Genomic DNA, 13,597 nt, shown 5'->3' with positions numbered 1-13,597 from the left:
CATAGAGGGCGCGCAACTGGTGCATGTCCTGCAAGATCGGCCAGAGCTGCAACCCGTATCCGGCCATCAGGCCCATCGCCCGCTCGACAGGTTCGAGGCGACCGAGGGCGGCGAACTCATCGAGCAGGAACAGGACAGGCCGCGCCGGTTTGACCGGCGAGCGGGCCATGTCGGTGAGCGCCTGGGCGACCAGCAGTCGTAGCCAGCGGGCATAGGCATCGAGCCGGTCAGGGGGTAGGCAGAGAAACACCGTGGAAACCCCCTCTTTCAACCCCGCGAACGTGAAGTCCGACGCCGCCATGCTGGCGACAATCCGGGGGCTGTCGAGAAAATGGGTATGGCGCTGGGCCGACGACAACACCCCTGCGGCCTCGCGATCGGACTTGCCGAGCTGGCGATTGGCGGCGCGGGCGATCAGGCCACCGGCGCCGCGGCTGTCCTGCATCAGGGTGAGCAGATCGGCGAACCCCTTGGGAGCGAGCGTCAGATAGTCCCGCACCGTCGCCAGGGTGCGATGCTCGCGGTCCTCATGCACCACGGCATAGAGGATCAGTCCGGCGATCAGCGCCTTGGCTTCCTCGTTCCAATGGGCCTCGCCACCTTGCCCTGCAGGGTCATGCACCAGGGCGTCGGCGAGCGTCATCGCATCTTCGGCGAGATCGAGGCTGGCAGGGTCGAGCCGGTCGAGCGGATTGTAGCGGGCAGGGGGTTGCCCCGACACCTCGAACGGATCAAGGCACCAGACCTTGCCCTTGCTCGCGCGCGCCCTAGCGGTGATGCGGGCGTTCTCGCCCTTGGGGTCGATACAGATCACCGAGCGGTCGAGGGTCAACAGATTGGGGATGATGGTGCCGACGCCCTTGCCGCTGCGGGTCGGGGCCATCGTCAGCAGATGGGCAGGACCGCCATAGCGCAGCAGCTTGCCCGATTTGGCCGATCGACCGATGAGCAGATCACCGTCGCCGGATTCCAGGCCGCGCACATCGTCACGCGATCCGAAGCGGGCCGAGCCGAGCAGCTCGTTGCGACCGGCCCGACCGTTGATCCGCCAGACCGCGACCATCACCAGGGCGAACGCGCCCCAGGCGATGATGCTGGCGAGCACTTCCGGCAGCAGCTTGCCGACCAGATATTGCACGACCAGGCACACGACAAATGCGCCGACGATCGCACGAACCCATCCTATCCCCCGATCGCCCCCGACCAGTGGGCCTGCCATCATTCCTTCTCCTTCAGCCGCTTCAGCAGAGGGGCCATCAACGCATGGTCGCGCTCACGGGTCAGGAACATCGGCAGTTCGCGTTGCAGCAGGGGCGCGAGCTGGCGACCGGTGGGCGTGTCCTCGTCTATGTGATGGAGGATGAACGCGCCAAGCATGATGCGCTCGCGGGTTTCTGCCTTGCGACGTTCGGTAGAGACGCGCGCCTCAAGCGCCTTTCGCCGTTCACGTAGCTTGCGCTCCTCCTCGCGCATTTTCTCAAGGCGCTCTTCAACGGGTGTCCGTGCCATCGCTTCCTCCTATGGCAATTTTCTATAGCAAACGAAACAGCATGAGGCTACCTTATGAAGATAAGGGCACGCTTATACATTGGTTCCCAATGTGCGTGGTCCTAGTGGGGGCGTTGCCCCCGCCGGACGGCTCCCCTTAAGTAAGTAAGGCAGAAAGGCGCGGCGTCGTGGCGATCTACCATTGTTCCGTCAAAGTCATCTCGCGGGCCACCGGACGCAGCGCGGTCGCCGCCGCCGCCTATCGGTCTGGCGAGCGGCTGACCGACGAGCGTCTTGGCAAATGCCACGACTACACGCGCAAATCCGACATCGAGCATCGCGAGATCATGGCCCCCGATCGTACGCCCGACTGGATGCTCGATCGCGCCCGCTTGTGGAACGGCGTCGAAGCGGCGGAGCGGCGCAAAGACGCGCAGCTTGCCCGCGAAGTGGAAATCTCCCTTCCGCGTGAACTGGACGCGGAGGGGCGGCGCGCCCTGGTCGAAACCTATGTGCGCGAACAGTTCGTGTCCCAGGGCATGATTGCGGACGTGTCGCTGCACCGGGGCCATTCGGCAGACGGGCAGGAGCAGCCGCACGCGCATGTCATGCTGACCATGCGCGACCTGACCGGCGAGGGGTTCGGGAAGAAGAACCGGGACTGGAACGCCGCCGAGCGGCTTGAGGGGTGGCGTTCGGCATGGGCGGACCATGCCAACCAGGCATTGGAGCTAGCCGGGTGCGATGAGCGCATCGACCATCGGTCGTTGAAGGATCAGCGGGAGGCGGCGCGGACAAGGGGCGACGCGGAGGGGCAAGAGGATCTAGGCCGGGAGCCGCTGGGCAAGGTGCCGTTGTCGGCGGTGGCGATGGAGCGCAAGGGCAGGCCCACCGAGCGCGGCGACGAACAGCGCGGGGTGCAGGCGCGCAACCGGGAGCGGCGCGAGCTGACGCAGCAGCTTCGCGAACTCAGCGCCAGGATCGCGGAAACGATGCGCGGCCTGGGCGACAAGGCGAAGGACATGGCGCAGGGGCTGCGCGATCGTCTTAGCGCGGCATGGGGCAGTCAGGACCAGGCCGACGATCGCGGCGCGGCCGAGCGGATCGCGGAGGCGACGGCGCAGCGGGTGGAGCGGGATCGCGATACCCCAGAGCCGGGCAGCGCCGCCGAGCGCATCGCGTTCCGCATAGGCAGTAAGGGCGGGTCGGATCACGACCAGGCCGAGCGCGATCTTGAACGGGATCGCAGCAAGGAACGGGACAGAGGCCGCGAACGGTAAGCGATCAGAATTGACAAACGTACATACAAATGCCATTCTTCATCATGGATAGCAAAACTGTCGCTGGCTTCGATTGGGACGAAGGCAACCAGGCGAAATGCCAGAAGCATGGTGTCACGCTGGCGGAAATTGAAAGCGTGTTCGCCGGTACGCCGTCCATAGGGCCAGATGTCGCGCACTCGACGGTGGAGACGCGCTTTCTGGCGATCGGGCGCGCCAGCAGCGGTCGCCATGTGTTTATGGCCTTCACCTGGCGCGAGCGGAACGGGGCCAGATATATCCGCCCGATCAGCGCCCGTTACATGCACGCCAAGGAGGTGCAGCATTATGAGCAAGGATAAACCCCTTCCGTTGTTTTCCAGCGACGAGGAAGCCGAGGACTTTGTGGGTTCGGCCGATCTTACCGGCTATGATCTTTCAGCGCTCACGCCCACGCGGTTTGAGTTCGGCAGCAAGGACGCGCGGGTCAACATGCGTCTGCCCGCGCAATTGCTGGAACAGGTCAAAGCGACCGCCGCCAGCAAAGGGATGCCGTATCAGCGGTTCATTCGTCAGGCGCTGGAGCAGGCGTTGCACCGGTAGGGCGCGCGCATGAGCGATGACAGCGACGATCCGGTGATGGCGCTGCTGGCGACCCAGCGGGCAGTGCTGGCGGCGGTGGAGAATCTGGCGGGCCAGGTCGAGGCGATGCAGGGCAAGGTGGACGCCATGAGCGAGACGCTGGCCCAGCTCGTCGCCGGCAGCGTGGCCGGCGCGGCCCCACCGTCGAAAGAGGGGACAGGCCGGGGCGGGCGGACGATCGGCGACCGGTTCAGAGGTGCGACGGCTGACGAGGCGGCGGCTGATCCCGAGCTGGCAGCGGCGCAGGCGCAGTTGGTAGTGATGGAAGAGGTCGCGCGGGTGCAATTTGCCGGTCAGCCGCACATGCTGGATTTGGTACGAAAAGAGGGGCGTGAGCAACTTGCCAAGATACTCGATGCTGGAAAGATCAACCGATTACCGCAGTTAGAGCGTGAGCGGTAGCATTTACCCAGAATGCTAGCTTCTTGCCAGGATCACGGCCCCTGGATATTTTTCCTCGTATTCCTTGTAGAGAATTAGCAAGGCCGACAACGCCGTAGCTTGCCATCCTGACGGTAATTGTCCTGTCAATTCGGTCATTGCCGACCGCGCAGTGGTGGAAGCGGCCGTCATGATGACTTCTGTTTCCATCAAATCGGGATGGGGCTTCCGGGAGCCCTTGGCTTGGGTCTGAAACCGGAGCGTATACGGCAGCTCCGCTTTGAGCCTCAGAAGCACCGCCGCTGCGGTGTGGGTTCCCGATAAATCATTGGTCAGAGGGCGATCGAAGTCTAGCGGGAAGCTTGTGTCAAAGCGTCCAGGCTTGCTTTTATCCCTTTCGCGACCTGGATCATTGGCACCGAATCCGCTGCCATTCCAAGCTGTTCCATCTTTTCCGGTGTAATGTCGGATCAGTTGCGTTTCCAAATCCATCGCAGTGAAGACAAAAATACGAACTGCTTTGAACGACACTCTTTCCGGAGACAGATTTTCCCGATGTAGTGTTTTGCGGGAATGGCGGGTGAGGCGCTTAAGAAGGCCTGCCTCGGCGTCCGTTTTCCCAATGTAGACAAGTTGGTCATCAAGGAAGAGCTGATAAATGCCTTGAGCCTCGGCAACACCGATGAGGTGCGCCGGGTCCAAAGGGGCGGCATCCATCCCGTCGAGAACCCGCACGAGGTGGGTTAGCAAGGCTCCGGGGAGATCAAACTCAAAGTCGAGATATCCTAACGTCATGCGGCCTTCAGAATCTTTGCTACGTTTGCCCCCACCACTCGGGCCAGCTCGACAGGAACCGCGTTTCCGAGTTGCCTCATCGTTTCACTCCAAGAGCCGTGGAAAAGAAAATTGTCAGGGAAAGTCTGAAGTCGAGCGCTTTCGCGAACGCTGAAATAGCGCACCGACCCATCTGGCCGAGACAGCATGTTTTCTCCCCCAGGGACACCATGCACGCCTGCTTTCAGAGTTTTTGCAGGTTCGTCTAGCGGGCTACCCGTGTGCCCTGCATAAGATCGCGCGCCAGGCTGAAAGCGATGGTTCAGCACTCCGGCAGCCAGGGCATCCTCTGGTGAAGGAAGGTCGTGGATTGCATCCCTCACCGTTCGCCATGGCAACGTTTCGGGTGGGGATGTTAGGCGAGCGGCTCGGGCGGAGTGCCGCGGGTTGAGGAAACGATGTCGCTTCTCGACACCATGTCGTTCCCAATAACTGCCCCGAGTTTGATCCCACAGCAAGGCATCAAGGCTGTGAGTGTCCTCAGCGAATGACCAAGTAACATCGAGATCATCACGGAATCCCACAAAAACTACCCGCTCCCGGCGCTGGGGAACGCCATGATTGGCTGCATTAAGCAAGCGCGTCACAACTCGGTAATGGAGATCCTCGCGCTTTCCGCTGGTATGGTGGCGCTCAAGGCGAGCCAGGTGGGCGAGCCAATCTTCTCCGCGAGACGCGGTAATTGTAGGGTGTTCCAGCTGAAGGCGGATATACTCGAAATAATTACGGAAGCTGGCACGTGTCAGCCCCTTTACGTTCTCAAAGACGAAAGCCTTAGGCCGTGCCTGCCTTACAGCCCGGATCGCTTGCGGAAACATGTCGCGAGCGTCGTCATATGCTTTGTGCTTGCCGCCTAATGAAAATGGTTGGCATGGCGGACCACCGGAAATCAGTTCTACCTTTCCTTCATAGGCGCTGAAATCCACGGCACGGACATCACCTTCAGTTATGTCCCAGCCCGACACTGCTTTCATACCGCGGCGCTTATTTTCTCGAAGAGTGTCGCAGCACCAACGGTCCCATTCAACGACACGCACCGGACGGAATCCGGCCTGATGCAGGCCAATACCAAGGCCGCCAGCACCAGCGAAAAGCTCAATCGATTTCATCGCTACAACAACTTTCCGTCGCTCTTGGGGGCCGGTTCTTCCAAAGGCTCCGCAGGCTTGATCTCGGATTGTGAACCATTATCGCTAGAGTTATCCGGCTTTCCCGGCGCAGTATCTGCGACCGCCACTCCTTTGGAAGGAGGCGTACTCCAGCAGTTTGCAAATTTCACACGGTCAATCGATATGAAGTCGAGAACGGCCCCAATGAATGACTTCGCATCGACTGAAAGATCATCAAACGATGGAGCATCTATTAGAAATGCTGCCTGTTCCAAATCCCGAGCAGCATTAAAAAGACGATCTGAATTTGCCATCTTTACCGTAATCTCAGCCAAGCTTTCTGCTGGAACCGAGTGAAGGGCCTCATTGAACCGATTTCGGACTACTTCTGCGAGGCCAGCCCCGTTTGGGGCAAAATCTCTAATAGCAGCTTCGGCCCAGCGAAGCTTTTCAGCAGTACCCTTTGGGTCTTCCCCAAACCTAATAGCGTCCGTCAGATTAGCCAATCTCTCCTGGCTAGGACGTAGAGCAGACTCGCCCGATGCAAAATCGAGTGCCGCAGCTGCAATAGCGCAGCTAAAATACGTCAGACGAGTGAACACCTGAGCGGGAAGAGAGCCAGGATGGGCCTCAAGAGCCATTCTGGCAAAATATTGCGTACCATCCGTCGCAGTATTGGCACATGATGGCCCAAACCGATCCGCAACGGCTGACTTCACGGAAACAAAGGCGTCCCGAACATGGCGAGATGATCGCGATGTATCCACCTTGGAAATCAGTTCATTAAGGTCTTCATCTGTAATGCGAGAAGAAGCGGTGAGCCTCTGACTAGACTTTAATCTTTGAAGATCGGCATTATCAATCCAAAGAACGTTGTGCTTGCGGGCAAGTTCTCTGAGAGAGCGGCGGCTGTCGCTAGTGGCGATACCTGTAGCTTCAACCTGAATTATTTCAGCCAGACCTTTGACAAAAAATAGTCGTTCGGCAGCCTTTGGCTGAGCATTATCCTTTATATCGATGATAATGCGACGGCGCGCTAAAGTCGCGGATCGTTCATACAACCAGAGATCGATATCGGTTAGTTCATCACCTCCGTGGCGGAGCTTGACGCCACGAACCACAAAGAACCCAGCACCGAGGAAATAAGAGCGTACTATTTCCTCAGTCTCAAAACCCTTTTTCCCGGTCTTTTTCGCAGCGATAGGTTTCCCAGTCATAGGCCTCCCCCGCCACGGACGGCACTAAGCAGCGACCGCGTTTGCGCTCGGCTCGCGGTCGATTGGTTTTTTCGCAGGCCAACCCGTGCGACCTCTGGAGCTGTGTAGCTTCGCATGCCTGCACTTGGGAGCGTTTCTAAAGCGGATGCGGCAGCATTCCGGCCTTTGAGAACCTCCAAGGCGATTACGCCGACTTCTCGTTTAAGTAAGCGCATCGTGAATCCGTATCCGGCTCGTTCAGTTTGAACCACTCGCTCCAGCTCTAATGCCCTGTAATCGTTCCCGATCGCCGTTGCTGGACCTACCGTGCCGCCTCGGATGAGCTTTCCGAGGAGGAGATCGATGCCCCATATCTGGCCTCGCGTGGTGGAGCTTTGCGTCATACCATAGCTTAGGGCCGCTACGAGGGCTTTGGCATGATCGAAAGCATCCTCAGTAAGAGGGTTACTGAACTTATGAAACGATCCGGGAGAGGTAATATATACGTGATCACCGCTCTCATTTGAAACAATATTCATATCGTATAATGCTGCTGCGCGTACCTTAGAGAATAAAGATTCACCAAGTATCTTGGTAGCATCTACTGCTCTAACAGCGCCTATCGTCTTTAATCTTGCATCAAATTCAGAAATCTTGGTTTGTTCTGCGGAACTGAGCGAATCCAAAACCTTTTTGGCTTTGGACGCCGTATCACGGCGAAACAAGTTGCCATTGAAGAGAAGCCTATCGGCTCCCTCGCCTTCGGCATCGACAAAACCGATCTGAGCAGCTTGCTGTATGAAATCGGTGGCGTCTGCCTTGGTCAGCTTGTGTGCGTCACCGACGTATTCGATCGCCCCAGTAGCGGAAACTGGAGCTTGGGACGAAATTTCTGCCAAGGTGACAGCCGCACGTTCGGTAGGTTGGGGATCATTGTCCTCGAAGAGGTCCGCAGCGTGCGTGAGCGCCGACGCGCCAGTGACACCAAGAACAGACACGGCTCCCGAGGTTGATCGATCAATAAGCTTACGTTTCTGAAGATGCTCCAGGCAGGCACCTAGCTCCGTTTTGGGATTCAGATTGCCGACCTTGGCAGCTGCCGTAACCTGATCAGAGGACAGTGTGGCTTGGTCGCTCTCACCGAGACGCGCGAGAAGGCCCGCTGCTTTTGCGGCGAGATCGATCGCGCTAAACTCGGCAGCCCCGCGCATATCGGCTGCAACTTTCCGGCCGTGGTGAACCACCCAAGCGCCAGTCGTTTGCTTTTCCATATTGATATCCTTGCCCCCCGCGAGCCTGCCTATCGACGACCATTACTCATCGCAAGTGATGCAGAAATCAAAACTTTTGCATCAGATCGAAACCCGAGGAAAATCAGCCTCTTTCCTGATGCAAAAATCTGATGCACAATTCCGGCCATGATCTACGGCTATGCGCGCGTTTCGACCACCGGCCAGGACTTGGCCCAGCAGCTCGCCCAGCTCACCGCCGCTGGGTGCGTGAAAATCTACCGTGAGAAGATCAGCGGGGCGACAGCCGAGCGGTCCCAGCTCAAGCGCGCGATCGGCGCGCTGGACGATGGCGACGTTTTGATGGTGACGGCGACCGACCGGCTCGCCCGCAACACCCGCGACCTGTTAAACATCCTCCATGCAGTGAAGGAAGCCGGGGCTGGTTTCCGTTCGCTGGCCGAGCCGATGGTGGATACGACATCGCAATTTGCCGAGGTGATAATCGCGGTGCTGGGGATCGCGGCAAGCTGGGAGCGAGAGCGGATAACCGAGCGCACAGCCGCAGGGCGTGCGCAGGCAAGGGCGCGGGGGGTCAAATTCGGGCGTAGGGCAGCCCTCACCCCACACCAGCAGGCAGAGGCGCTGGATAGGCTCGCTGCCGGTGATACGCAGCGCACCGTCGCCGCACTGTTCGATGTTAGCCAGGCAACCATATCGCGGCTCGTCGGACAATGAAGAAGGTGTTGTTCCTTCCGGGTGCGGGCGGAAGCGCGGCTTTTTGGTATCCCGTCGGGACCGAGCTTGGAATCGAGCGCACAGCTATTTTCTTCTCATGGCCGGGTCTTGGGGCAGAGCCGCCGGATGATCGCGTACGCGGCATTGATGACCTGGTGGCGATGGTGATCGCGGAATTGGACCAGCCCTGTGATCTTGTCGCTCAATCGTTGGGAGGCCTTGTGGCGATCAAGGCCGCGCTCGCCTTCCCTGATAGGGTGCGCCGACTGGTGTTGACCGTTACCTCGGGCGGCGTGCCTGTTGCTGACCTGGGAGGTTCAAATTGGCGCGCCGATTATCAGCGGGCTTACCCGGATGCAGCATCGTGGATCATGGATGTGCAAGAAGACCTGTCCTGCGATATTGGGAGGATTGCAGCCCCCACCCTACTTTTATGGGGTGATGCCGACCCCATAAGCCCGCCTGCGGTGGGCGAACGCCTGTCGTCGCTATTACCCGATGCCAAATTTCATATCATCCCTGGCGGCGACCACGATCTAGCCCAACTTCATGCACCCGAGGTTGCAAGGCTGATTGCCGATCATTTGGAGCTGCCATGACCTCTCTTGTCGAGCGGCTAGGATACAGGCCGGAAGACCGGCTTCTCATCGTCAACTGTGACGATTTGGGATCGAGCCATAGTGCCAATGTGGCTGCGTTTCAGGCCATGACCTATGGCGTTGCCACGAGCGCATCGCTCATGGTCCCCTGCCCTTGGGCGTCCGAAGCGGCGCGCATGTTCGAGGGGTTGCCTGTCGGTGTTCACCTGACCCTAACGAGCGAGCACACGGGCTATCGGTGGCGGAGCCTGACCGGCGCGCCGTCGCTGCATGATGCTGGCGGCTTCTTCCCTGCCACGACCGCGCTGGCCCTTGGTCGGCAGAATGCTGAGGCTATCCGGGCTGAGTGTCGCGCTCAGATTGATACCGCCCTCGCATGGGGAGTCGATGTCACGCATATCGACACGCACATGGATGTTCTGCACGCCAACGAGGAATTGTTCGCGATCTATCTCGACCTTGCGGAGCAGTTCGGGGTTCCGGTTCGTCTCCCCTACCAACCGGATTTCCTAGCCCGCGACATGGCAGAAGCGCGGAGCATCCTGTCGGTCGATCACCTAATTTACACTTGGCCGCGGGCCACCCGCGATGTGATGCTAGATGAGTGCCGAACATTGCCCAGCGGCGTGACGGAGCTGTTCGCACACCCTGTAGTGGATGGAGAGGAGCTGAGGGGTTACGACCTTCACCATTTAGACATTCGCGTGCATGACGCCATGGCATTGACGGACCCCAGCGTGGCCGTCCTGCTAGACCAACATGAGGTACGGCGGGTCAGCTATCGTGATCTGCGGACATTACAGCGAGCAGAGTATTCATCGGCGCAAGAAAGAACGACCTTGATTGATCCATGATCGGCAGGCATGACCGCATGCAAACATGCGGTCATGTAAGGACGTTCACATGCCAACAATCGCGATTATTAGCCAAAAAGGCGGCGCGGGGAAAACTACCGTGGCCTTGCATCTGGCCGCTGCTGCCGAAGATTCCGGTCATACCGCACTGGTGATCGACCTGGACCCGCAGGCGACAGCGAGCCAATGGGCTGCATGGCGTAAGGATGCCCCCCCGGCGGTGATCGACAGCGCCCCCCCTCGCCTCGCCGCCAAGATCGGCCAGGCAACCGAGCAGGGCGCAACATTTATTGTGATCGATACCCCCCCTCACGCCGATAGCGCAGCCAGTGCCGCCGTTGAAGCGGCGGACCTAGTGTTGATCCCATGTCGGCCTAGCGCGTTTGACTTGGCTGCAATCAAGACGACCGCCAGCCTGGTAAAAATGCGCGGGAAGCCTGCTTTTGTGATTTTCACGGCGGGAAGCCCTACTGCCCCGCGCATGTATGAGGAGGCTGCCCAGCTTGTGCAGGATTATGGACTGGATGCCTGCCCGTATATCATCGCGGATCGTGCGGCTTTCCGTCATGCGGCAGCGGAAGGAAAAACGGCAATGGAGATCGAGCCGAACGGCAAAGCTGCCGATGAGGTTCGGCAACTTTACAAGTGGGCATGTGAGCATGTAAACATGCCATCATATAAGAAGCGGAGGGCGAGTGTATGAGCCGGAAAGGATCGTTGCTTTCATTGCGGGATCGTGATGCCGCACCATCGCCAGTTGCGACCGAGTTGGAAAGGAAAGCCTCCCCAGCGGTTGCTGCCAGCATCGTAAGCAATCCGGTTGCACCGAGCCGTCAGGGCAAGAAGGCCATGACGGGCTATTTCAGCCCGGAAATGTCGTTCGCCATGCACATGACTGCCCGCAAGCACGGAATGAGTTTGCAGGACGCAATGGCCGAGGCGTTTAACGACTGGCTCCGCAAGATGGGAGAAAGCCCTGTAGGCAAGTGAACATGTTCGCATGCAAACATTAGGCGTGGAGGAGTATTCATGGCCGTGCTAATCGTGTCTGTCATATTCGCACTGGTGATGGTCGGGTTGTCCATCCGAGCAAACGCCCGTTTCCGGCAGGAAAGGGCGCTGCCGATGCAATGGCGGCTTTCCCGGTCGAAGCCTCTTGCGAGATCGGTGAATTGGTCCGCCCCCCGCGTTCTCGCACTTAGCTTTACCCCCTTTCTGGCGGTATGTGCTTTGGGGCTGTTCAATGTTGCAGCGATGACCCTGACGCCGAGGTCAGGCCAAGAATGGATGGTGATACCAATCTTGATATTCATCGGAAGCGTATTCGTCGCGGCCCATGTTTTACACCTTTGGCTGATCGAGAAAACCTTGGGTCGCGACGGCGGCTAGCTACCATCCGCCTACATGTTTGCATGTGAACATGTCCACCTGCGGGCATAAAGAATCAACGTAGCGGCTTGCGTTCGTGCCGTTTTTTACAGAAGCCAAGGAAGGCGGCGCGGGGGCTTTTCAGTTCGGGCTTGCCCATGTCGTGCCACCACGACACCCACTCGTCATAGAGCGCGTAAACGTCATAGCCAGGTGCGGCCGTCTTGGCGTCGTGCATGGTTTCCGGGTCGATATAGGGCGCATCGTCGGCGCTGGCGATCGGATCGGGCTTGCCTTTGAGACCGGAGCGATTGCGAAACAGGATCACGTCATCGTCCATCGTCACTGCATAGTCGGGGAAATGGCCGTGGTCCGCGTCATGCTCGCAGACCTTCTTGACCAGGGCGCGGAACACCCGAAGCGGGCTGTTGGAGCCGCATTTCTTCTGGAGCAGTTCCAGGCCGATCTTCCATTCGTCCTTTACGCCGCAATGCTTGCGGGCCAGCTCATACATGCGCCGCTCGAACGGCTTGCGGAGCCGGAAATAGTCCCGGTGAAGGGTCAGGACATTCTTGCTGATGACGGAGCGATACACCCATTCCGACAGGGTGATTTCGAGATCGAGCATCCGGCCATCGAACGTCTTGCGGGTGATCTTGGCTTCTTCGATCAGCCCGAAAATCCGCGTTTCCTCGACATTGCCGGTCTGAATGTTGGTCCGCACGGTTGTTCCGCGCAGGCGGGTGAGGGCGTCAGTCATCAGCCGATAACCTTCGCCGCTGGTCTGCCGGTTGGTGGCGACAAGCATGTCATAGGCTTGCAGGCGAACGGTGCGGCTAGGAGATTCGCCCCGGTTCATTTTGGCGACAAGCTGCGAAATGCAGTAGATCAATATGTCCTTGTCGTGGATCGTCGCCAGCCCCTTGCCGGAGGGGATAATCTCGATGATGTTGCCGTTATGCTCGTAGCGCCGCATCCGGTTGTCGGGCTTGGTCGATAGCGAAAACACCGGATGCTCCATTGAGGCCATGTCATCCTTGGGGATGGCGTCGAGCACGTCGCAGATGAACAGGTCTTGGTTGGGATGCCGTACCGGCAGCAGTGGCGTCCGGTCGTCGCCTTCCAGCGGCGCGGCGATCGGGGCGTCAAACAGGGTAGGGGCGGAGTCTATCGTCATTTCACTAACGCTAGAGCTACTATCGTCATTTCACATACGCAAGCGGATTATCGTCATTTCAGATTCATTCCCCTCTATCGTCATTTCGATTACGCTTGGAGGTGACGCGCTATCGTCAGAGTGGATTCACCTTATCGTCACTCTGGATTCGCTTTTTCGTCATAGTGGATTCACCCACCGACGGAAAATAGCCAATTAATAACGTAATTTCAATGTGATACGAAGCCACTAAAAACCTGTAACACATCACTTAACCCATATTTTAACACTAGGCTGGCCTGTGGATAACTAGCTGGCTTTGACAAATACCAAGCGTCGAAGATTCATTATGGAATTGCCCCTCCGGCCAATGCGCTGTTTGATGCGTGACGGCGATGCCGTCACAGGGCGACCTGCGGTCGCTGGGCTTCCGAGGGGGAAGTGGGGCGGGTCCAGCGCCCAATCGCGTCCTAAGTGCTTGTGGAGAGGCCCAGGGCGGTCAGAAGCGAGGTTGCTGCCCTTTCCCGTTCGCTGCGCCATAGGCGACGATCGCGCACCCTGTGGCCGCTCAACCGAGATCGGCCAGCCCGGCAAACTCGCGCTGATCGTAATATCGGATTTTCTCCACGATCAACGGGGCCTGCCCCTGGAGCATCAGCAATTGGTCAGTCGGCGGCATCCGCATGATCTCGTCGGGGTTCATGAGGTTTCGGGCGCTGATATGGGTGCTGGCCGATTCCGTGA

18 protein-coding genes are annotated in these 13,597 nt (G+C 58.9%); 10 read left to right on the top strand and 8 right to left on the bottom strand.

What is annotated here, in order from left to right; translation table 11 throughout:
• Both ACODSN_RS16120 and ACODSN_RS16115 read right to left on the bottom strand, forming a co-directional pair.
• Positions 1–1,222: type IV secretory system conjugative DNA transfer family protein (locus tag ACODSN_RS16120; protein WP_489056505.1), on the bottom strand; the 1,222-nt coding region annotated here is incomplete at its 3' end.
• The gene (locus ACODSN_RS16115) at positions 1,219–1,509 is read right to left on the bottom strand and encodes a hypothetical protein (protein WP_489056504.1); all 291 of its coding nucleotides are present in this window, start codon (positions 1,507–1,509) and stop codon (positions 1,219–1,221) included. The genes ACODSN_RS16120 and ACODSN_RS16115, both read right to left, overlap by 4 nt.
• Before the next feature lie 167 nt (positions 1,510–1,676).
• Here ACODSN_RS16115 and mobQ point away from each other — a divergent pair, with 167 nt between their 5' ends.
• Genes mobQ through ACODSN_RS16095 form a run of 4 tightly spaced genes read left to right on the top strand, consistent with a single transcriptional unit; the run spans position 1,677 to position 3,791 of the window.
• Positions 1,677–2,768: a MobQ family relaxase gene (mobQ, locus tag ACODSN_RS16110; RefSeq protein ID WP_489056503.1), complete on the top strand. Its 1,092-nt coding sequence runs from the start codon at positions 1,677–1,679 to the stop codon at positions 2,766–2,768.
• A gap of 29 nt (positions 2,769–2,797) precedes the next feature.
• Complete coding sequence (locus ACODSN_RS16105; protein ID WP_489056502.1) at positions 2,798–3,109, top strand: BrnT family toxin; 312 nt, start codon at positions 2,798–2,800, stop codon at positions 3,107–3,109.
• Positions 3,096–3,350: a BrnA antitoxin family protein gene (locus ACODSN_RS16100; RefSeq protein ID WP_222426230.1), complete on the top strand. Its 255-nt coding sequence runs from the start codon at positions 3,096–3,098 to the stop codon at positions 3,348–3,350. The genes ACODSN_RS16105 and ACODSN_RS16100 overlap by 14 nt, the downstream gene beginning before the upstream one ends.
• A gap of 9 nt (positions 3,351–3,359) precedes the next feature.
• Entirely contained in the window at positions 3,360–3,791 is a 432-nt protein-coding gene (locus ACODSN_RS16095; protein ID WP_489056501.1) for a hypothetical protein, read from the top strand.
• A gap of 15 nt (positions 3,792–3,806) precedes the next feature.
• Here the strand turns inward: ACODSN_RS16095 and ACODSN_RS16090 are convergent, their stop codons facing one another.
• Genes ACODSN_RS16090 through ACODSN_RS16075 form a run of 4 tightly spaced genes read right to left on the bottom strand, consistent with a single transcriptional unit; the run spans position 3,807 to position 8,180 of the window.
• Entirely contained in the window at positions 3,807–4,565 is a 759-nt protein-coding gene (locus tag ACODSN_RS16090; protein WP_489056500.1) for a GIY-YIG nuclease family protein, read from the bottom strand.
• Entirely contained in the window at positions 4,562–5,713 is a 1,152-nt protein-coding gene (locus ACODSN_RS16085) for a DNA cytosine methyltransferase (protein WP_489056499.1), read from the bottom strand. Before ACODSN_RS16085 ends, ACODSN_RS16090 begins: the two co-directional genes overlap by 4 nt.
• Before the next feature lie 2 nt (positions 5,714–5,715).
• A complete protein-coding gene (locus ACODSN_RS16080) occupies positions 5,716–6,930 on the bottom strand; it encodes a hypothetical protein (protein WP_489056498.1) in 1,215 nt (404 codons plus the stop codon).
• Complete coding sequence (locus tag ACODSN_RS16075) at positions 6,927–8,180, bottom strand: hypothetical protein (RefSeq protein WP_489056497.1); 1,254 nt, start codon at positions 8,178–8,180, stop codon at positions 6,927–6,929. The genes ACODSN_RS16080 and ACODSN_RS16075 overlap by 4 nt, the downstream gene beginning before the upstream one ends.
• 147 nt (positions 8,181–8,327) lie before the next feature.
• Here ACODSN_RS16075 and ACODSN_RS16070 point away from each other — a divergent pair, with 147 nt between their 5' ends.
• Genes ACODSN_RS16070 through ACODSN_RS16045 form a run of 6 tightly spaced genes read left to right on the top strand, consistent with a single transcriptional unit; the run spans position 8,328 to position 11,718 of the window.
• Positions 8,328–8,876, top strand: coding sequence for a recombinase family protein (locus ACODSN_RS16070; RefSeq protein ID WP_489056496.1), 549 nt, complete (start codon positions 8,328–8,330; stop codon positions 8,874–8,876).
• Positions 8,873–9,475, top strand: coding sequence for an alpha/beta fold hydrolase (locus ACODSN_RS16065; RefSeq protein WP_489056495.1), 603 nt, complete (start codon positions 8,873–8,875; stop codon positions 9,473–9,475). Before ACODSN_RS16070 ends, ACODSN_RS16065 begins: the two co-directional genes overlap by 4 nt.
• Positions 9,472–10,329, top strand: a complete 858-nt coding sequence (locus tag ACODSN_RS16060) for a ChbG/HpnK family deacetylase (protein ID WP_489056494.1) — start codon at positions 9,472–9,474, stop codon at positions 10,327–10,329. Before ACODSN_RS16065 ends, ACODSN_RS16060 begins: the two co-directional genes overlap by 4 nt.
• A 49-nt stretch (positions 10,330–10,378) precedes the next feature.
• Complete coding sequence (gene parA, locus ACODSN_RS16055; protein ID WP_489056493.1) at positions 10,379–11,032, top strand: ParA family partition ATPase; 654 nt, start codon at positions 10,379–10,381, stop codon at positions 11,030–11,032.
• The gene (locus ACODSN_RS16050) at positions 11,029–11,319 is read left to right on the top strand and encodes a ribbon-helix-helix domain-containing protein (protein WP_489056492.1); all 291 of its coding nucleotides are present in this window, start codon (positions 11,029–11,031) and stop codon (positions 11,317–11,319) included. The genes parA and ACODSN_RS16050 overlap by 4 nt, the downstream gene beginning before the upstream one ends.
• A 39-nt stretch (positions 11,320–11,358) precedes the next feature.
• Entirely contained in the window at positions 11,359–11,718 is a 360-nt protein-coding gene (locus ACODSN_RS16045; RefSeq protein ID WP_489056491.1) for a hypothetical protein, read from the top strand.
• Positions 11,719–11,773: 55 nt separating this feature from the next.
• Here the strand turns inward: ACODSN_RS16045 and ACODSN_RS16040 are convergent, their stop codons facing one another.
• Positions 11,774–12,874 (bottom strand): replication initiator protein A, encoded by a 1,101-nt coding sequence (locus ACODSN_RS16040; protein WP_489056490.1) that lies wholly within the window; start codon positions 12,872–12,874, stop codon positions 11,774–11,776.
• A 547-nt stretch (positions 12,875–13,421) separates the two neighbouring features.
• Positions 13,422–13,597: type IV secretory system conjugative DNA transfer family protein (locus ACODSN_RS16035; protein WP_489056506.1), on the bottom strand; the 176-nt coding region annotated here is incomplete at its 5' end.

Source organism: Sphingobium sp. FG11 (genome assembly GCF_057809915.1).
The sequence above is the reverse complement of the archived record's forward strand: the minus strand, read 5'-3'. Positions and strand labels throughout refer to the sequence as shown.